Source organism: Herminiimonas fonticola (assembly GCF_003293745.1).
GTDB lineage: Bacteria > Pseudomonadota > Gammaproteobacteria > Burkholderiales > Burkholderiaceae_D > Oxalicibacterium > Oxalicibacterium fonticola.
Genome location: NZ_PTLZ01000005.1, coordinates 112,410 through 132,526, shown reverse-complemented (window position 1 = coordinate 132,526; position 20,117 = coordinate 112,410). Strand labels below are relative to the sequence as shown.

The 20,117-nt window shown below is 52.2% G+C and carries 16 protein-coding genes, 1 tRNA gene and 1 other RNA gene; 11 read left to right on the top strand and 7 right to left on the bottom strand.

What is annotated here, in order from left to right; genetic code table 11:
• Positions 1 to 50: 50 nt before the first annotated feature.
• Together Hfont_RS14270 and Hfont_RS14265 are read right to left on the bottom strand one after the other, a co-directional pair.
• On the bottom strand, positions 51 to 863 hold the full coding sequence (locus Hfont_RS14270) for a DUF1365 domain-containing protein (protein ID WP_112993083.1): 813 nt from the start codon (positions 861 to 863) through the stop codon (positions 51 to 53).
• Positions 864 to 883: 20 nt separating this feature from the next.
• Positions 884 to 2,242 (bottom strand): NAD(P)/FAD-dependent oxidoreductase, encoded by a 1,359-nt coding sequence (locus Hfont_RS14265; protein ID WP_112993178.1) that lies wholly within the window; start codon positions 2,240 to 2,242, stop codon positions 884 to 886.
• Between the two features lie 492 nt (positions 2,243 to 2,734).
• Here Hfont_RS14265 and Hfont_RS14260 point away from each other — a divergent pair, with 492 nt between their 5' ends.
• The 4 genes from Hfont_RS14260 to Hfont_RS14245 all read left to right on the top strand — a co-directional run bounded on the left by Hfont_RS14260 (position 2,735) and on the right by Hfont_RS14245 (position 6,715).
• Positions 2,735 to 3,307 carry a sigma-70 family RNA polymerase sigma factor gene (locus tag Hfont_RS14260; RefSeq protein ID WP_241523137.1) on the top strand — a complete coding sequence of 191 codons (573 nt, stop codon included), beginning with the start codon at positions 2,735 to 2,737 and terminating at the stop codon, positions 3,305 to 3,307.
• Positions 3,304 to 4,017: an anti-sigma factor gene (locus Hfont_RS14255; protein ID WP_112993082.1), complete on the top strand. Its 714-nt coding sequence runs from the start codon at positions 3,304 to 3,306 to the stop codon at positions 4,015 to 4,017. The genes Hfont_RS14260 and Hfont_RS14255 overlap by 4 nt, the downstream gene beginning before the upstream one ends.
• A gap of 74 nt (positions 4,018 to 4,091) precedes the next feature.
• Entirely contained in the window at positions 4,092 to 4,994 is a 903-nt protein-coding gene (locus tag Hfont_RS14250) for an alpha/beta hydrolase (protein WP_112993081.1), read from the top strand.
• Positions 4,995 to 5,149: 155 nt separating this feature from the next.
• Complete coding sequence (locus tag Hfont_RS14245) at positions 5,150 to 6,715, top strand: EAL domain-containing protein (protein WP_133467278.1); 1,566 nt, start codon at positions 5,150 to 5,152, stop codon at positions 6,713 to 6,715.
• 125 nt (positions 6,716 to 6,840) lie between these two features.
• Here Hfont_RS14245 and Hfont_RS14240 read toward each other — a convergent pair.
• The 3 genes from Hfont_RS14240 to Hfont_RS14230 all read right to left on the bottom strand — a co-directional run bounded on the left by Hfont_RS14240 (position 6,841) and on the right by Hfont_RS14230 (position 9,187).
• Positions 6,841 to 6,925 (bottom strand) — tRNA-Leu (locus tag Hfont_RS14240).
• 143 nt (positions 6,926 to 7,068) lie between these two features.
• On the bottom strand, positions 7,069 to 8,805 hold the full coding sequence (locus Hfont_RS14235) for an ArnT family glycosyltransferase (protein ID WP_112993079.1): 1,737 nt from the start codon (positions 8,803 to 8,805) through the stop codon (positions 7,069 to 7,071).
• Positions 8,806 to 8,920: 115 nt separating this feature from the next.
• A complete protein-coding gene (locus Hfont_RS14230; RefSeq protein ID WP_112993078.1) occupies positions 8,921 to 9,187 on the bottom strand; it encodes a type B 50S ribosomal protein L31 in 267 nt (88 codons plus the stop codon).
• Positions 9,188 to 9,405: 218 nt separating this feature from the next.
• On the opposite strand from Hfont_RS14230, the gene Hfont_RS14225 reads away from it, so the two are divergent.
• A complete protein-coding gene (locus Hfont_RS14225; protein WP_112993176.1) occupies positions 9,406 to 10,014 on the top strand; it encodes a trimeric intracellular cation channel family protein in 609 nt (202 codons plus the stop codon).
• Positions 10,015 to 10,140: 126 nt separating this feature from the next.
• Here the strand turns inward: Hfont_RS14225 and rho are convergent, their stop codons facing one another.
• Together rho and trxA are read right to left on the bottom strand one after the other, a co-directional pair.
• Positions 10,141 to 11,406 carry a transcription termination factor Rho gene (gene rho, locus Hfont_RS14220; protein ID WP_112993077.1) on the bottom strand — a complete coding sequence of 422 codons (1,266 nt, stop codon included), beginning with the start codon at positions 11,404 to 11,406 and terminating at the stop codon, positions 10,141 to 10,143.
• A gap of 128 nt (positions 11,407 to 11,534) precedes the next feature.
• The gene (gene trxA, locus Hfont_RS14215; protein ID WP_112993076.1) at positions 11,535 to 11,861 is read right to left on the bottom strand and encodes a thioredoxin TrxA; all 327 of its coding nucleotides are present in this window, start codon (positions 11,859 to 11,861) and stop codon (positions 11,535 to 11,537) included.
• 293 nt (positions 11,862 to 12,154) lie between these two features.
• Between trxA and Hfont_RS14210 the strand changes: the two genes are divergently transcribed.
• The 6 genes from Hfont_RS14210 to Hfont_RS14185 all read left to right on the top strand — a co-directional run bounded on the left by Hfont_RS14210 (position 12,155) and on the right by Hfont_RS14185 (position 19,730).
• Entirely contained in the window at positions 12,155 to 14,869 is a 2,715-nt protein-coding gene (locus Hfont_RS14210) for a PD-(D/E)XK nuclease family protein (RefSeq protein WP_112993075.1), read from the top strand.
• Between the two features lie 5 nt (positions 14,870 to 14,874).
• On the top strand, positions 14,875 to 18,201 hold the full coding sequence (locus Hfont_RS14205) for a UvrD-helicase domain-containing protein (protein WP_241523149.1): 3,327 nt from the start codon (positions 14,875 to 14,877) through the stop codon (positions 18,199 to 18,201).
• Positions 18,202 to 18,369: 168 nt separating this feature from the next.
• Positions 18,370 to 18,585, top strand: a complete 216-nt coding sequence (locus tag Hfont_RS14200; protein ID WP_112993074.1) for a DUF904 domain-containing protein — start codon at positions 18,370 to 18,372, stop codon at positions 18,583 to 18,585.
• A complete protein-coding gene (locus Hfont_RS14195) occupies positions 18,582 to 18,893 on the top strand; it encodes a cell division protein ZapA (RefSeq protein WP_112993073.1) in 312 nt (103 codons plus the stop codon). The genes Hfont_RS14200 and Hfont_RS14195 overlap by 4 nt, the downstream gene beginning before the upstream one ends.
• 35 nt (positions 18,894 to 18,928) lie before the next feature.
• Positions 18,929 to 19,107: non-coding RNA, 6S RNA (ssrS, locus tag Hfont_RS14190), on the top strand.
• A gap of 158 nt (positions 19,108 to 19,265) precedes the next feature.
• Positions 19,266 to 19,730, top strand: a complete 465-nt coding sequence (locus Hfont_RS14185) for an EVE domain-containing protein (RefSeq protein WP_112993072.1) — start codon at positions 19,266 to 19,268, stop codon at positions 19,728 to 19,730.
• The last annotated feature ends 387 nt before the right edge of the window (positions 19,731 to 20,117 follow it).

Genomic DNA, 20,117 nt, shown 5'->3' with positions numbered 1-20,117 from the left:
GTCTGTTGTTGCATCGTAAACAAACGATTGCTGTTCTAGTGAGTTGGTAGTCATCGGCTCATCTCATGGGAAGGTGGCTGCGGTTTTCTGAAGAATGGCACGTGCTTGATCCACAGTCGTAATGCCTGCCAATGGATTTTTACAACGACGCCGAAGGTCATCAATGGATAACGAAAGAATGCTTGGGCAACGACGCCATTGCTCAAGGGGCGTGATATGCCGGACAGACTGGTCAACAATAACGGCCCCGCATCGTCGTCGTAGTTGATGCGCGCGACAGTGTGTTCAGCTAAGCCGTCTCTATCGTCCACGTATGTTTGTGTTGTGCGCATGAAGCGAAAACGATAGTCACCTTTGATTTCGCAAAAAGGCGAGACATGAAATATCTTGCGTGCTGTCAGCTCTATGCCATACGGCATCGCCTCACCGGTATCGAGCAGATAACGATGGCGCTCGCCAAAGGTATTCCGCACTTCGCATAACACGGCACGCAGCTGACCATCACTGCGATGACAGAACCAGAAGGACACCGGATTGAAGACATAACCCAAGACACGCGGGAATGCCTGCAGCCAGATCTCGCCATCGGCATCCTTGATACCTTCGCGCTCCAGCAAGCCGTCTATCCATTCCAGTGGTGTTTGCATATCGTCACCGTGATCTTTATCGTGGAACGACAAAAGATTGAAACGGTTATGCGAGAACAAGCGAGACAGACGGTTCATGTCGAAATGGGTATTGGCCATCGAACGCAAGGGCAATCGCATGAAATACACGCCGTAGTTAAATGCATGCGCGACAGGCCGCAAACGACGGTGGCTGACGCTACCAAAACATAGTTGTGGTCGGTTGATGGCGCTCATGATTCTGTCTCGTCAGCTTGCTAGCAGTAAGCGACAGCTAGTTTTCGTGGCGTGGCGTCGGCAGATTTAGCCGGTAGTGCCATGATGGCTTGTGCCACGGCGATGCCCGACTTCAACCCGTCCTCATGAAAGCCATAGCCGGTCCATGCTCCTGCGAACCAGGTATTTTGCTTGCCTTGAATAGATGACAGCTTGCGTTGTGCGGCGATCGCCTTGGCATCGAATATCGGGTGCGCATAGTCGTAGCTGCCGAGCACGCTGTCCGGGTGAGGTGCATCGATGGGATTCAGCGAAACGATGACTGACTGTTTGAACGGCAGCGGTTGCAACTGGTTTATCAGGTAGTGCACGCAGACCCGGGGCTCACGGCCATCTTGCACACTTTGATAATTCCACGCCGACCAGGTTTTCTTTTCCTTCGGCAGACACCTTGTGTCAGTGTGCAGCACAGCCTTGTTTGCTTGATAGGTGATCGCAGACAGAAGTGATTTTTCAGCAGCGCTGGCATCTTGCAATATGCGCAAAGACTGATCGCTATGGCTGGCAAGTACGATGTGATCGAAAACGTGTTCACAGATTTGTTCGTCGTGACGTGTCTGCACGGTAATTTTGATGACGTTGTTGGTGCTTGCGCGTGTCACCGATTCGATAGTCGTATTCAAATGTTTGTGCGGAATCGTGGCCAGCATCTTGTCGACATAACGTCGTGCGCCACCTCTAACGGTTTGCCATTGCGGTCTGTCGTTGATTTGCAGCAGTCCGTGGTTGTGGCAAAAGTGCAGGAAGGAAGTCAATGGGAACGCAAGCATCTGCTCGGTAGGGCAGGACCAGATGCAGCCCGCCATCGGCAGCAAATACCAATCGCGGAATTCCTTGCTGTAGTTGTGTTGGGTCAGATATCTGCCTAGCGTCATATCTTGATCTACCTCTGCCTGCAGCTCCAGACTGGATTTGGCATCAGCATTCACCGCCAGCCTCGTCGCGTTCTGGTTAAAGCGCAGAATGTCACGCAGCATTTGATGAAAGCGTGGACTGACCAGATTGCGGCGTTGTGCAAATACTGCATCCAGATTGCCACCTGCCCATTCCAGTGTGCGATTGGCGAGCGGCAGCTTGACCGAGAAGGACATATCGGTCGCGGCCGTTTCCACCTTCAGTTCAGAAAAAAGCGCGATCAGGTTCGGATAGGTCTTTCTGTTAAAAACCAGAAAACCGGTATCGACACCATGCGTATAGCCATCCAGCGTGACATCGACGGTGTGTGTGTGGCCGCCAAAATAATTGTTGGCTTCAAACAAGGTCACGTCGTAACCGGCTTCTGCCAGCCGGTAGGCGCACGACAAGCCAGCGATTCCTGACCCTGCGACAGCGATTTTCATTTCCATTTTTAATTGCTCCATCTTTGCGCTGCAAGGGCTGCGCTAACGAGAGCGGCTATAGCCAACAAGCAGTCATCCAACTAAAGGAGTGGCGGCAAAACGGACAAGAACTGGATCTGTTATTGCCGCCGTATATGTGTACTACGCAGCAGAGCGGCAATTGGATGCAATTATTTTCAAATAATTGAAAATAATTTTTTGGACGGGAATGAGCAGGGGGCAGAAGTTTTTGAATTTTTTGAATCCATAGTCAAGCGAGCACCGTATATCGTCATGCAAGCCGGCAAGAATGAAGCATGCGCACATTCCTTGGCGCGTCAGGATTCACGCTTCCCATGCTGCGCATTTGATTCCACCTGCAATATCAAAGGATCTGTAATTTATGCAGTACCTGATCAAGAGACTAGACGACGATTATTTCCGGCCATGCAGCGTGAATCACGTACCATACGCCGTATGCCACTTCGTCAATATTTTGATCGGGACCTATCAATGCTTGAACCGGAACAACTTAAAACATGGCTCGTTAAAGTCGCGCGCAAAGATGCCGAAGCGTTTCGCGCACTGTATGACGCAAGTTCACCCAAGCTCTTCGGTTTTGCGCTGCGCATACTGCACAAGCGCGAACTGGCTGAAGAAGTATTGCAAGAGAGTTTTGTCAGCATCTGGAATAACGCGGGGACGTATCAAGCCAGTTTGGCGGCTCCGATGACGTGGATGAGCACCATCGTGCGTAACAAGGCCTTCGATGCCTTGCGTAAAACCGATCAAATCGTAGAGATCGATGACGACAGTTTTGACCCTGCCGTGATGGCGGCGCTGGAAAGTAGCGATCCCACTCCGATAGAAGCCTTGCAGTTATCGGATCAATCAAAGGCATTGGCACGCTGCTTTGCGCGGCTGGAAAGTTTGCACAGACAAGCGATTGCGCTGGCATTTTTCCATGACCTGTCGCACAGCGAGGTAGCCGAGCAAATGAAGCTGCCGATAGGCACGATCAAAACCTGGGTGCGACGTGGTCTTGCCCGTCTGAAAATTTGCCTGAACCCGGCGGAGCAAGCATGAATATCCAACATAACGAATCCCTGCGCGACAAACTGGCATCCGAGTATGTGCTCGGTACCTTGATTGGTGGCGCGCGCCGCCGTCTGGAAACATGGATGAAGGCCGATGCAGCATTACGTCGCGCGGTCGCCGAATGGCAAGATCATCTGCTGCCTATGCTGGAGTTTTCAACAGCCGTGCAGCCATCGCCTTCTGTTTGGGCTTCGATCTCCAAACGACTTGATCTGCAAAGTCCTGCGAAACGGAAGTTGGCTTACTGGCTGAACCTGCGCGATGACATCAGCTTCTGGCGTGGCCTCGGCATGGTATCGACCACCGCTGCGTTGATCTTCCTGTCGGTGCTGATGATGCGCCCAACGACAGATGTGCCGGTCACTTCCTTTGTCGCGATGCTGAACGATGACAACGCACAACTGATCGCTGTGGCTACCGGCGACGCCAGCAAGAACCGCATGACCATCAAGGTGGTGCAACCGCAGGCACTCGCCGCAGACAAGAGTCTTGAGCTGTGGGCGATTACCAAAGACGGCAAAGTGCGTTCGGTCGGCTTGATTGACGAGCAGGGTAGCCATACCGTGGTGCTGGGTGATGCAACCTCGCCAGACGCGGCGCCTATCCTGGCCGTTACGCTGGAGCCAAAAGGCGGTTCGGGTGATCCGAACAAAGCGACCGGGCCGATACTGTACAAAGGCGCATGGGTAAAAATCTAGCAATAGCTTGTTAAACGGTCGGTCGGCCAATTGAAAGTGCCGACTGCCCGTTCAACCATACTGGAGAACTCTGCATGCCGCTGTCGACTCGATTGAAAAGGGGGGTCATTGTTTCGACTGGCATTGCAATCGTGCTGGGACTCAGTGCCTGCTCACCGCTTACCATATTGAATGCAGTGACACCGGCGAGCAGTTATAAAAAGTCAGCTGATATCGCTTACGGCGACGATCCACGTCAACGTTTGGATGTCTACACGCCTGTCTCCGCCAGCAGCCCGGCACCCGTGGTCGTATTCTTTTATGGTGGCTCATGGAACAAGGGTGAGCGTGCTGATTACGCATTCGTCGGTTCAGCTTTGGCATCGCGCGGTATCGTCACCGTTGTCGCTGACTATCGCCTGTATCCGCAAGTGCGTTATCCGAGTTTTATTGAGGACAGTGCTGCTGCAGTCGCATGGACCAATAAGCAGATTGTCCGCTACGGTGGCGATGCGCAGCATATCTTTGTGATGGGGCACAGCTCGGGTGCGTACAACGCAGCTATGGTCGCATTGGATAAACGCTGGCTTGCGCAATCGGGTTTGTCACCGACCATCGTGCGAGGCTGGATAGGATTGGCCGGCCCGTATGACTTTTTGCCTATCGAGAATCCCGACGTCAAACCGGTATTTCATTTTCCTTATTCCCCGCCAGAGTCGCAGCCCATTAAATATGCGCTTGCCGGTTCACCACCGGCCTTGCTGATTGCTGCCAGTGAAGACAAACTCGTCAACCCGCAACGCAATACAGGCGGCATGGCGACAAAGTTAAAAGCTGCCGGTGTCTCGGTAAAAGAACTCTATTTTTCCAAGCCATCTCATGCAACCTTGATCGCGAGTCTGGTCTGGCCCTTCCAGCATCTGGCACCTGTGCTTGATGAAGTCGATCAATTCATCAAATCAGATGGTGGTCGCACAACCACAGATAATGTCAAGTAAAGGTGTGCGTAACAATGAAATAAGCGACGTGGAATTCACATATGTTCACGTTGCTAAAATGCATATATTATTCTCGAAGCTTAGTTCCGGTATTGAAATCTACGTAAGTATGGATTCTCTCGCCGTCATTAAATGAGTGCTTCTTGAGGGTATACGTGAATCGTATTGTATCCATCGGTTTGGTTGTGTTTGTCGGCACACTTGCCATTGCTGCACCTATTGCGGCGTCGCTTTACATTTCACATCAACAAAGTCTGGATATCGAAACGGCCAGTGCCTTGTCACTCGCTGATGAATTACAACGTCGGACTGATAAAACCAATTCACAAATCAAGGCGGCGTTTGTCGAGCTAAGAAAAGACAAGCCGGCAGATCCTTGTTCAGAAAAAAATATCCAGCTGATGCGAGAGATCGACATCAGCGCAAGTTATCTGCAGGCAGTTGGTCATGTTGCGAACGGGCGTTGGATGTGTTCTTCGCTTGGACATCACGGGAGCGGAATAGAACTAGGCCCCGTTGACTATATAAGCACTACAGGTGCTTCAGTCCGCATGCAGGTAATGCTCTCGATTGCGCCGGGAATGCGCTTCATCATGATCGAGAAATATGGCTATGCCGCTATTATCCACCGCGAACTTCCTCTTGATGTTTTCGAAGATCAGCGTGATGTATCTTTAGCCTCGGTGAATACGAGTACCGGACGATTGTTATTAACGCGCGGAGTGTTTAAAAAAGAATGGTTGCGACCTCTTCCCAAAGAAGGGTTCGCCAGTTTTTTCGACGGTGACTACGTCGTCGCCATACGACGTTCCAAGGAATTTGACTGGACCTCAGTGGCTGCAGTACCCGTCAAATATGTAGACATCAGGTCAAAAAAATTATCCATGGTTCTTGTACCTGTCGGAATAGTGGCGGGAATTTTATTGGCGATCGCATTTTATTTTTTGGCGAAGCAACAGACTTCCTGGCCTTCCATCTTGCGGACGGCGCTCAAACGAAAAGAATTTTTCCTTGAATATCAACCGGTAATCGATCTTCAGACTGGCCGCTGCGTAGGTGCGGAAGCATTGATGCGCTGGCGGCGTTCTAACGGAAAACTGGTCGCGCCCGACCTCTTCATTCCGATTGCCGAAGAAAGTAATTTAATCTTGCGTATTACGGCCCGTGTCCTTCAATTGATAGAACGTGATATGCCTGCGCTGATACAGGACCATCCCGATTTTCACCTGGCAATCAATCTTTCCGCGGCCGATCTGCAGTCTGTGAATATCGTTTCCAGTCTGCGAGAACTGATGGAGCGCACATGGATCAAGCCCAAGAATTTGATGGTGGAGGCAACTGAACGTGGTTTTATCAATACCGAACTTGCACATGATGTGGCGCGCGACTTCCGCGATATGGGTATCTGTGTTGCTATCGATGATTTCGGTACGGGCTACTCCAGCCTCTCTTATCTGACGACGTTTGAGGTTGATTATCTGAAGATCGATAAATCATTTGTCGACACGATAGGCACCGATGCAGCGACCAGCACCGTCGTATTGCACATCATAGAAATGGCAAAATCGCTGGATATTAAAATGATTGCAGAAGGCGTTGAAACTGAAATGCAGGCAGAGTTCTTGCGCGAAAGAGGCGTTCAGTACGCACAAGGCTGGCTCTTCGCCAAGGCTATGCCGATTAATGAGTTGGCTCAGTTTCTCATACAAGAAAAAGCGTGAAGTAGCGACAGCGCTGTTTTAAGGTAAGAAATTCAGACGTTTCAATTTGTCTGAAACAACAAAAAACCCGTATCAGCGCTAGGCTAAATACGGGTTTCTGTTTTGAAGCTTACTGCATGTCTGACTGGTGCCGAGAGCCGGAATCGAACCGGCACGCCTTGCGGCGCGGGATTTTGAGTCCCGTGCGTCTACCTGTTCCGCCATCTCGGCAACGCAAGCTGAGCATTATGCGTGATTTTGCTGATTTGAGCAAGGCCCATCTTGCTTGGTTGATGAAATGGGCCTGCATTATTGTCAGACCATCCGCCTTATTTCTACTTCAGCCATGACTTGCCATCACTAATGGCAGTAGGTCATTCCTGCTCTGTTTGCGTTGAATAGACGCGTCGATAAAGGCGGAAGCGTTCTTCCCTGTCAGCAGGGCGTCGGCCTTGCCAGATCAGTTTCCATTGCTGGTTGTAGCGCGTCAGGTTAGGTGTGCTGTCGTTGCCGCGATGGTTATCTTGCAATAACAGGTAATCGCAGTTCTTGTCGCCAAATTGCGAAAACTGGATTTGTCCGAAGTAAGCAAACGACGCGCGTTGCGATGGGCCTAAATTGGTTGCGACACAACGTTTGACTGTCGGCAGTACGACGTCAACTTGTTTTGCAACACTTGCATAGCTCTTGATGTAATTACCCCATGGCAGCCACAGTGTCATCAGTAACAACCAGCACAGGATGATGCCGCCGGATGACAAAACTACTGCGCGCCACAATACAGATGGGCGGCGCGAGATGCGCCAGTACACAATCCAGATCCATCCGGCCGATGCGGCGGCGGCAATCAAAAAAGTGATCAGGCTGAATTCGGGTTTGAAGCCAGGTGCGATCTTGAATGCGTTTTTTGCAATCTGTGCCGGCCAGCCAGTTTGCTTGGCGATCCAGCCTAGCCATATGAAGGTCGCGCAGGTGCTCAGCATCATGACCGAGAACCAGTCGACTGCATTGATGGCACCACGCTTCATCGTTGGCAAGCCGAATGCAGCGAGAATGGCCAGCATAGGCAGCAGTGGCAGCAAAATCGCTTCTTCACCACGCGGATTCAGGAATGCGAGCAGAACCAGTGTGCCGAAAAACGTGAGCGGCAAGGTAATGTGTAGCGCTTCATGTTGACGACGCCATGCGTAGACGGCCCAGATTGCAAACGGCCATGCGGGCCATGCAAACCAGATCGCGTTTTTGAAAAAATACTGCAGTGTCGACAAGGTCGGCACACCGATCTGACGATAATTCCATGCCATCCATGCTTCGGTCGGCGTAGTGCCGAACGGTTGAAGCTGATGGTTCACGAATACCCACAAGCCTGCCGGCAATGCTGCCAGCGGTAATACGATCAGCACCAAGCGCAGTAATACGGCACGTTCGTGCGCAGTAGCCAGTGCAACGACGCCCAGCCAGATTGCAAGCGGTACGATCCAGCCGCGCGACAGTACTAACAAGCCCAGTACCAGGCCGAACGCGATGGCACTTCTGGTGGAGTGCGATTCAAACAGTCGTGTGGCGGTGTAGAGAGAGAATGCGACCAGCGAAACCTGCAAAGCTTCGGACGTGGTGCCGTGGCTGTGTACCAGCAAGCCCAGGCAACCTAGATAAATCAGCAGCGCGCCGTCAGCCAGTGTGCGTCCAAAGTCGCGTGGTTCAGGTTGGCCGCCGAAAGCCAACTTCAGCGGTTGTGCTTCCGGCCTGCGGCCGAGCAGGTAGGTGGTGTACCAGACCGACATCGAGCCGAGCAGGAAAAAGCAGATAGGAGCGATGCGGGCAGCGAGTGGATCGCCGAGCAGCCAGCCGAATAATTTGATGCAGATGGCACCCAGCCAGAATGCCAGCGGTCCTTCATCCGGCATAGCCAAGCCGACGATGTGCGGTGACAACCAATCGACCAATGAGCCGTTGGCCATAGTCCACATGATGCCGAACCCTGCAGCATCATCCGGTTTCCACGGATCGCGACCGATCAGGCCGGGCAGGATATATAACAGGCAGAGTGCGAACAACGCCCAGCGCGGGAGAGCGTGCGTTGCGGAGGCGGGAAGGCGGACTGGCTTCATGAAGGAGAGTTGTTTTTATTCGGTTCGGCGCTATTGTGCCGGAAAAAATCTGTACTAGTGGGGATGGAAACAAAAAAGGCAGCCGCAGCTGCCTTTTTGAAACGCGGAGACGAAATTATTCGGCCACGGATGTTTTTGAACCAACGGTACCGAACTTCTTGCGGAACTTGTCCACGCGACCTGCGGTATCGACGATTTTGTGTTTACCGGTGTAGAACGGGTGGGATTCCGAAGAAACCTCGATCTTTACCAGTGGGTATTCTGCGCCTTCAAATTCAATTTTTTCACGCGTTTGAACGGTCGAACGGGTGATGAATTTGAAATCGATTGAAACGTCGTGGAATACGACTTCGCGGTAATCCGGGTGAATGCCAGCTTTCATGATTTGCCTTAAATAGTTTGGTAGCCAATGGGCACTTCGTCGGTCGCACTGCTTCTTGACCCGATTGCCTATCACTTTCCGAGGTTGGAACGAGCCGAGGATTATACATTGAAAATTCAATAAAATCATGGGTTTGCGGCAAGTTTGCTGATATCGTTGCCACTGTTGCAATCGAGGCATCATAAGGAGTCACTGTGGCAATTGGTTTGCAGGATGGCATGAGTACCTTGCTGCAGGCGGTGGAAGTTTGCGGCATTATCGCCTTTGCCTGTTCCGGCTTTATCGAAGCACGGCGCAAGGAAATGGATCTGGTTGGTGTGTTCATCGTGGCATTTATTACCGCATTCGGTGGTGGCACCTTGCGCGACATGCTGCTGGATAGACGTCCCCTGTTTTGGGTCGAGCATCAGGAATATGCGATTCTGGTATTTGTTCTGGCGCTGGCGGCGTGGCCGTTTTTCTCGCATCTGCGGTCGGCTGTGGCCGAAAAGACAATTGTGGTTGCTGATGCACTCGGTCTGGGATTGTTCAGTGCGGTTGGTGCATCGCTGGCACTGGATGCGCAGATGCCGATTTTCATTTGCGCGATGATGGGTGTGACGACTGGTATTTTCGGTGGTGTGTTGCGCGATGTGTTGTGTAATGAAATCCCCATGGTATTCCGGCGCGGCCAGCTTTATGCAACTTGCTCCTTCGTCGGCTGCTGGGTTTATCTGTTGCTGGAATTGCTGGAGGTATCGTCAGCGGTCGCTTTGATCGCCAGCATTATCGTCACATCGACGATACGTTTGGTAGCGGTTCGACTGGATTTGAAACTGCCAGGTTGAACGATGCAGGCTTGAAAAGAACATGGCAATAAAAAAAGCCCGTTTTCATTTGCAGAGCATGCAAGGAAAACGGGCTTTTTGCTTTCAGCCTGGTCGGCTGAAAATCTTCAAACAGAAGGACGCAAATTAAGAGTTACCGCGACGCATCATGTCGAAGAATTCGGCGTTGTTTTTGGTCGCCTTCATCTTGTCGAGGATGAATTCCATCGCTTCGATCTCATCCATACCGTACAAGAGTTTGCGCAAGACCCAGATCTTCTGAAGTTGATCCGGCTTGATCAGCAACTCTTCACGACGTGTGCCGGATTTGTTCAGGTTGATCGCAGGGTAGACGCGTTTCTCGGCCAGACGACGTTCGAGATGAACTTCCATATTGCCGGTACCTTTGAATTCTTCAAAGATCACGTCATCCATACGGCTGCCGGTTTCGATCAGTGCGGTTGCGATGATGGTCAGTGAACCGCCTTCTTCGATATTACGTGCTGCGCCGAAGAAGCGTTTAGGACGTTGCAATGCGTTGGCATCGACACCACCGGTCAACACTTTGCCGGAAGCCGGGATCACGGTGTTGTAGGCGCGTGCCAGACGCGTGATCGAGTCGAGCAGAATCACGACGTCTTTTTTCATTTCGACCAGACGCTTGGCTTTTTCCAACACCATTTCAGCGACTTGGACGTGACGTGTAGCTGGTTCATCGAAGGTCGATGCGACGACTTCACCACGTACCGAACGCTGCATCTCGGTCACTTCTTCAGGACGTTCGTCGATCAGCAACACGATCATCACGACATCCGGATGATTGGTGGTGATCGCATGTGCGATGTGTTGCAGAATGACGGACTTGCCGGATTTTGGCGACGCGACCAGCAGGCCACGTTGGCCTTTGCCGATAGGTGCGATCAAATCGATGATACGGCCGGTGATGTTTTCTTCGCCGCGCATTTCACGTTCAAGCAGCAAGGGCTTGTTCGGATGCAGAGGCGTCAGATTTTCAAACAGAATGCGGTGTTTCGATGCTTCAGGTGGTTCGCCGTTGACCTTGTCGACCTTGACCAGTGCAAAGTAGCGTTCGCCATCTTTTGGTGTGCGAACTTCGCCCTCGATCGAATCGCCGGTGTGCAGATTGAAGCGGCGAATTTGAGAAGGCGAAATATAGATGTCGTCGGTGGACGCCATGTAGCTGGCATCGGGCGAGCGCAGGAAGCCAAAGCCGTCAGGCAATACTTCGAGGGCGCCATCGCCAAAAATTTGTTCTCCTGATTTCGCGCGTTTCTTCAGAATCGCGAACATCAGTTCTTGTTTGCGCAAGCGCGCGGCGTTGTCGATGTCCAGGCTGATTGCCATTTCTAGCAGTGCTGAGACGTGTAACGCCTTTAATTCGGATAAATGCATAGTATTTGAGTGTCCCGGGATGGGATATAAAAGGTGGGGGAGTGAACTACGTGGTGAGTACGTGCTGTAATAAGTGGGTGCTGTAATCATAATGCAGCGATGCGGGCGCATCGCTGCAATTTTCTATATCAGATGTTGCTGTCGATGAAGGCGGTCAACTGACCTTTTGCCAATGCGCCGACTTTTTGCGCTGCAGGTGCGCCGTTCTTGAACAGAATCAACGTAGGAATGCCACGAATGCCGAATTTGGCTGGAACAGCCTGATTCGCATCCACGTCCATTTTAGCGATCTGAATCTTGCCAGCGTATTCCTTGGCGACGTCTTCCAGGATCGGTGCAATCATTTTGCACGGACCGCACCACTCTGCCCAGAAGTCGACCAGAACAGGTGTGTCGGATTTCAATACGTCTGTATCAAAAGACGCGTCGGTAATATGTTTGATGTTTTCGCTCATGTATGCCTCAGTTTGAGGAGAATAGAATAAATCAGCGCCTTGGTGACAACCGTTCTTGTCGGTATTTTCCTGCAGCGCCTCCGGGTACTGAAACGAAGATGGAGACGTTGCGATTTAATTCAAGTTTTGAAGGTGCGGCAAGAGGTAATCAGGCGGGGTCTGGCCAAATCATAACCTATTTTATAAAAAGTGTGGCATTGCTCATAAAATTTCACGCTGGCTCGCATAAAATGCAAAACTGATAGCCCTGCACACAGGTTTTCCCTGTCTTGTTACCTCACACCACCACCCTGATGCCGTCTAGCGCCACCGTCCTGATTCCGCCTTCCGCAACCTTTTGGGATGATGCCGCGCGCGCATTGTTGCAAAGCGAGCTGCGCGCGCAGATGGCAGAAGCCGGTAATCTGGCCGCGAATGATCTGTCGGTCGTGCGTGTAGTGGTATCGACCTTTGCGCACATACAGTTATTAAAGTCGGCCCTGGCACGCCAGATAGACGGTGCTTTCATCCCGCCGACGATTACGAGTTTGTCTGAATATATACGTCTGCTGCCACCAGTCGAGGGCGTCTCCGCAACTGCTGCAAGTGAACGTTTGATGTCCTTGTATGCAGATTTGCGACAGCATGCGTGGCTGAAAAAATTATTCAGTGCGCGGCGCAATACCGATTTACTGCCGCTGGCGGAAATTTTGCTCGCGCTGTCCGATGAATTGACGCAAGCGATGCTGCCATCGTTGAAAGCGTCGCCGGCTGCCGCCGATGCGCGCTGGCAGGCCGCGCTGGAGCAATTGTCGCCAGTCGCACGCAATCTGCTTTCGGATGAAACGCAACTAGTGTGGACGATCTGGAAGAGTCAGCTCGATGCCAACGATGCGATCGTCACGCGTTACGCACAAATGATGCGCATCGCGCAGCAGGCGCATTTACCCTTGTTCTGGATCAGCCCGGTGGAACCGGATGCGATGGAGCAGGCTTTTCTGGATGCCTACGGCGCACGGCAATCGCTGGCTGTCATCAAGCTGGATTGGCGCACAGATACTATTAATAGTACATACGCCGCCGCCTGGCCGGAAATGTTGATCGCTGACGATATTCCAGAACCGTTTTTTGATGATTTGCCAGATAGCTTGAATGTTGCGACGCCAGCAGCATTGAAACTATATGCAGCACAAAACCTGGAAGCCGAAGCCAAGGCTGGTGCACAAACCATTATCGATTGGCTGCAAGAAGGCAAAACCAATCTCGCCATCGTCGCGCAGGATCGCGTCGTTGCACGCCGCATACGCGCATTGCTGGAGCGTGCGCAAATTGTGGTGGCAGATGAAACCGGCTGGAAGTTATCCACCACGCGCGCGGCGTCTGCCATCGCTGCCTGGCTGGAGCTGGTTGCGGCGCGTGCCGAAACTGTCGGCTTGCTGGATTTTTTGAAATCGCCATTTGTCTTCGCCGCACTGGAAGACAAAGCTGACCTGGTGATGCAAAGCGAAGTGGCCTTGCGCCGCGCCAATGTATTGAGCGGCTGGGACGCGGCTGCCAACGCATTGACCGCGATTCCGCAGGCGCAAAGAATGATCAATTTGCTGGCGCAACAGGCCAGTGGTTTTGCCGGCCGCAAAACTTTATGCAATTGGATCACTGCGACCAATCAAACACTGGATGCAATCGGCATGCGTGCGGCTTTGCAGGTCGATGCTGCCGGCTCACAACTGATACAGCTATTGCAGGATATTTCGCAGGATTGTGTACAGGTCGGGCATACCTTTTCGTTTTCCGAATGGCGCGCTTTCCTGAATCTGCAACTGGAAGCAAAAGCCTTCGTGCAACTCAATCTCGATAAACGCGTCGTCATGCTGCCTTTGAATGGCGCACGTTTGCGCGCCTTCGATGCAGTGTTGATGGTCGGTGCGGATGCCGAGCATTTGCCATCGCAACCAACAGAAACGCTGTTCTTCGCCAACGTCGTGCGCCGCGAGCTTGGGCTCGCTACGCGTGAAAGCCGACAACGGCAGCAATTGCGTGATGTCACCGAATTATTGTCGTCCAACGATTGCGTGGTGATGTCCTGGCAGGCACATAAAAATGGTGAGCCGAATCCTGTCAGTCCGTGGATAGAACGTTTGGAATTATGTTTGGCACGCGCGGGTGCCGCACCCATCGCCAGACACGATGTGCAAATTGCGCCGCGGACATTGCAAGCTTCAGCTGCAGTCATGCCAGCTCCAAGCGCAGCTCAACTCTTGCCGAAGAAATTATCGGCCAGCGGCTACAACAGTCTGGTTGCTTGTCCCTATCAATTTTTCGCAACGCGCATGCTCGGTTTGTCAGGCATCGATGAATTGTCTGATATGCCGGAGAAGCGCGATTATGGCGATTGGTTGCATCAAATCCTTGCGCAGTTTCATCAGGCTGGTTCAGTACCATCCAGCGAACGAGCCGCGTTGTTGCAGAAAATTTCGGATCAAGTCTTTGCGCATGAACTCGATAAAAGTGCTGCAGCACTTGGCTATTACGCGCGCTGGCAAAAAGCCATGCCGGCTTATCTGGAATGGATAAGCGAACGTGAGAGTCAAGGCTGGCACTTTGTCCTCGGTGAAGAAAAATTCGAAAAAGTTTTATGTTGGGTTGATGGTGAAGTCATCCTGCATGGTCGCGTCGATCGCATGGATGAAAACGAAAATGGCGAACGCGTAGTCCTTGATTACAAAAGTACGAACCAACTTGCGCTGCGCGACAAGCTCAAACATGGCGAAGATCATCAGTTGCCGTTTTACGGTTTGTTATCCGACACACCTTTGAGCGCTGCTTTGTATATTCCACTGGAAGCCAGCAAGGACAAAATCAAGGAAGTCGAAGCGCCACAATTTGAAACATGGCAGCAAACCTTGGCTGAACAAATCGTGCATAACATGCAGGCAATTGCAGAAGGTGCGCCTTTGCCTGCGACCGGGCCGGAACCGGTTTGCCAGTATTGCGACGTACGTGGTTTGTGCCGCAAGGGCGCGTGGTAATGACTATGGATGAAACTACACCAAGTATGAACAACAGCGCAGAAACCAACCCGACAATGGCGCCGCGTGCCTATGAAATCAATGGCGCGCACGCTGATGCCGCACGTTTCGTTGCCATTGCCTGCGATCCATCGCGTTCTGTTGTTGTCGAAGCCTGCGCCGGTAGCGGCAAGACCTGGTTGCTGGTAGCGCGCGTATTACGTTTGCTCTTGTCAGGCACCGAGCCTGCAGCAATTTTGGCGATCACATTTACCCGCAAGGCTGCGCAGGAAATGCGCGAGCGTTTGATGGAGTTGCTGCATGAGTTGAGCTTGAAACCGGATGCGGAAGTGCTGCAGCTATTGCGCGAACGCGGCGTGGCGGAACATGAATTGGCTGCGATGCTGCCAGTTGCACGTGCTCTGTACGAACGTGTCTTGCGCAGTCCTCAATCCTTATCCATCGATACCTTTCACAGCTGGTTCGCGCGCCTGATTCAAATTGCACCGCTGGCTTCCGGCGTGCCACATGGTTATACATTGACCGAAGCGACCGGCGAATTGCTGTCCGATGCTTACAGTCGCTTCATGCAAGCGGTGAATGAGGCCGACAATCACGAAGTGAAACAAGCGCTGATCACCTTATATGCGCAAGTTGGCGACTGGAATACGCGCAATCTGTTGAATGCATTCATCGCGAAACGTGCCGAATGGTGGGCGTCAGTGCAAGGTGGCGAACCTATCGATTGGTTGACAAAATTGTGTGGCGAAGACGGCGAATTTGATGCGCGACTGTCTTTGTGGAACGACAAGAAATTTGTCGCTCGCATAGGGCAAATTGCGTGGCTGCTAGGTAAAGGAACCGCCGTCAATCAGGAGCGTGCGACTGCGATAGAGAAAGCGCTGAGCGACGGTGCTTCGCTGGAGAATTTCGCAGCACTAACAAATGAATTCTTCGACGGCAGCGGCAAGTTCCGCAAGAATCGCGCAACCAAGGATTTGACCAAGGCCTTGCTGGAAAATTTAGGCGAAGATGGCGTATATGCATTCGAAGTCGAGTTTGAAAGCGTAGGCGATGCGCTGAAAACAGTTTTGCGACGCAGCATGGAACCGCAAGTCATTGCGTTGAATCGCGCCTTGTTTACAGTTGGTGCGGCGTATCTGGAAAGCTATCAGGGCGTGAAGGCCGAGCAGCGCGTATTCGATTTCGCCGATCTTGAGTGGCAGGCGTATCGCTTGTTGACAAATGAAGAGCATGCGGCGTATTTGCAGAGTCGTCTCGATGCGCGTTACCGCCATGTCTTGCTGGATGAATTTCAGGATACCAATCCGCTGCAATGGAGCATCGTGCAGGCGTGGCTGAACGCGTATGGCGACGATGCCGACAAGCCGAGCATGTTCGTGGTCGGCGATCCCAAGCAATCGATCTATCGCTTCCGTCGCGCTGAACCGCGCGTATTTTCTGCCGCAAAAGAAAGCTTGATGGTGCAAGGTGCAGATTTCCTGCGTACCAATCAGACGCGGCGTAATGCGCTGGCAATCGTTGAAGTGATGAACGCGAGTTTTGTAGCGAACCCGATTTATCAGGCGCAAACGACGCTGGAAAACGAACGCGGCGCGGTCTGGCAATTGCCCTTGGTGCAGCAAGAGAAAACTGAAAAAGTCGTGTGGACGCCCGCGCAATTGCGCGATCCCTTGACTACGCCACGCGAGGAAGAAGAAGACGCGCGTAGACTGGAAGAAGGTCATGCAGTGGCGCAGGCAATCCTGCAAGCACGCACTGAATTGAAAAGCGAGCGCTGGTCGGATGTGATGTTGCTGGTCAAGAAGCGTACGCATTTGCGCGCTTACGAATCAGCGCTGCGGGAAGCCGGTATTCCATTTGCATCGGACAAGCGCGGCGGTTTGCTGGAGTCGCTGGAAGTTGCCGACCTGATTGCCTTGCTGACTTTCCTGATCACACCGCATGACAATCTGGCGCTGGCGCATGTACTCAAATCGTCGATCATGGGTGCCAGCGATGAAGATTTGATTGCGCTGGCTTTGCGGCCGGAAAGAACGTGGTGGTCGCGCCTGCATCAAAGCTCACAGGCAGATACTTCAACTGACATTTCGCCGGCATTGCAGCGCGCAGTCCGCTTGCTGGATAAATGGTTGCAGTTGGCGCCAAGTTTGCCAGTGCATGATTTGCTCGATCGGATTTTGCACGACGGCGATGTGATCGCACGTTATGCGCAAACCGCATCGCCACTAGTGCGTGGCCAGGTCTTGGGCAATATAGAAGCATTCACCGAACTGGCTTTGAATCTGGATGCAGGGCGTTATCCGAGTTTGCCAAAATTCATCGATGCCTTGCGTCGCCTGCAAAAATCCGCTGACAGCGATGCGCCGGATGAAGCCGATATCGATGCTGCGATGGATGCGGTGCGCATTTTGACGATACATGGCGCGAAAGGGCTGGAAGCGCCCATCGTCGTTTTGCTGGATGCGAATCACAGCGATGGCGCGCGCGACGATGTCGGCGTGCTGTGCGAATGGCCGCAGGATCAAGATGCACCTGTTCATTTCTCTGTATTCGGCCGTCAGTCTGAACGCGGCGCGGCGCGCGATGCATTGTTCGCCGAAGAAGAAAAACTGAAAGTGCAGGAAGACTGGAATCTGTTGTACGTCGCTGCCACGCGTGCGAAGAAGTTGTTGATCGTCAGTGGTGTGGCCGATCCGCGTAGCTCGACAGCGAATGGCGTGGCAGAAGGACGCTGGTATTCGCGCTTCCAGGGTGCGCAGCAGATACAGCTGGATGACGTATTGCCGGCATACACCACGACGCAAGAGGCTGAATTTTCACTGGCTATATTTAATCCGCCAGCTTTGCCTGCTCCACAAGCAGAATTGGCAGCAGCTTTTTCCAGCGCGGAAATCGAAGAAGGGATTGCGCTGCACGCATTGATGGAGCGGCTGACGCCATCGCACGAGTGGCCGATCGTTATGCATGCGCCGGAACAGATCGCCAGATGGTTGCCGTGTTCGCACGAGATGGCTATCGCCATCAGCGCGCAGGCGGCGACCATTCTGGGTAAAGCGGAGTTGGCGCATTTCTTCGATCCTGCGCAGCATCGCTTCGCACGTAACGAGATGGAAGTGCAGACCAGCGCCGGTGTTGCGCGCTTCGATCGTGTCGTGATGTTCGATGAAGAGTTATGGATACTGGATTACAAGCGCAATCTGTTTGATAACGAACGCTCAGAATATGCGACTCAACTTGAACGTTATCGCGCCGCAGCACAACAGGTATTCCCGGATGTGCGTATTCGTAGCGGCCTGATTACGGTCGATGGGCGTTTGACAGAAATGTAAAGAGGGCTCTTTTTGCTTTGAATTCGCGTGTAATTTTGGCAAGGAAGCAGATGATCCTGTCCTTATTGATACACAGCGCCCCTTAAATTTGTAGTCCACAGTGAAAAACGCGTGCTCTGCCCACGCTATCTATTGACTGCGATTAACATGCGCCACTATAGTGGCGGGATGATTTCCGACTTCCATAAACTTTCCGAAAAAATCAGCCAGCTGGCTGAATTGACGCAAGCCTTGCGCAGCGAAAATGCAGATTTGCGTCTTAAATCGGCGGCGCTCGCTGCCGAGAACGCAGAATTGGCGCGCCGCATGCAAGAAGCACACGAACGTGTCGCAGCCCTGCTCGAAAGTATTCCAACACCAGAACAAGATGAGGAAGCAGCATGATCCAGCTCGACGTATCGATCATGGGGCAGTCCTACAAACTGGCGTGCAAGGAAGGTGAAGAGGGCGCCTTGCAGGAAGCGGTCGCTTACCTCGATGCAAAAATGTGCGGGATTCGCGATGCCGGCAAGTTGAAGGGTAATGATCGTATCGCCGTAATGGCTGCGCTGGGCGTGACTGCAGAGTTGCTGGCAACCAAGTCGCCGGAAGGCCCGTTGTCCGATATGACGATGTCCGAGGTCAAGCAATCTATCGCTGCGATGCACGAGACACTCGATAACGCACTCGCACCGCAAGAAAAACTGTTTTAAATTCTTCTACTCGCAGTCGGTTTGGAGTAAACTAAGCGCTCCTGCCGTGTTCGCCATTGCCATAATTCCTTGAACCATTTATGCGCAGCGGCTGCGGAATTTTGTTCGATGGGAGTGCGCGTCGCTAGCTCGATGAACCCGAAGTTGAACTAACTGTGGCCAACTTGAACCTCTTGGTTCAGGATGCCGGCAAAGCGGCACTGGCGGGACTAGATGTATAAACGGTTGCATGAAAATGCAGCCGTTTTTTTATGTCTAACGCGTTTGTAGTTTTTACACTGTGCATCGTTCGCACGATTACTTGCCTTTTTTCTGTAATAATTGGCGCAGCGTTTCATCCCCCATTGCTCCTTTCATTTCCCGATCAAGCTTATGCGCTACTGGCTTATGAAATCCGAACCTGGCGAAGTCAGCATCGACGATGCACTGGCTGCACCGAATCACACGGTGGCATGGACGGGGGTGCGCAATTATCAGGCGCGTAATTTCATGCGCGATGCGATGACGGTGGGCGATGGTGTGCTCTTCTATCACTCCAGTTGTGCCGAACCCGGGATCGCCGGTTTGGCGGAAGTGGCGAGTACGCCGTATCCTGACGAAACACAATTCGATCCGGCCAGTCATTATTTCGACGCAAAAGCCACGCAAGAAACGCCGCGCTGGATGCTGGTCGATGTACGTATCCGCGAAAAGACGCGTCTGGTGCCGCTTTCAGAATTGCGCCAAACGCCGGAACTGGCCGATATGGTAGTTCTGCAAAAAGGCAGTCGGCTGTCGATCACACCGGTTACTGTCGATGAATGGAAATTCATCTGCAAGAAGCTGCTTAAAAAATAATCAGACAGTAATAGCTTCATCCTCTTCAGGTAGTTTTCTTCAGCATCATTCATGCACTCGCTATCGATTTTATTCGTCAATCGGATCAGTGATGTCATCCCATCGTCATAAAAATCCTGCTGTGCATTTGTAATTTTTTGTAACCGTGTGCTGATGAGCAGCGCGTGCATATCTATATCTGGATATAGCGCAGGTCAATAACGTGCTGATTAAAATTTAATCAGACACCTACAAGGCTCACGTCGCGTATTTTTTAAATTTCCTTTGGCTTCAACTAGATAGCGCGATGGCCTTGTTCCGACGCTTCCTCCTTTCCTACAAAATTATTTCCTGTTGTTCTGACTCTTCAAGCGAATCAAATTTCGCTCGTGTCTGCAGATAAATTCT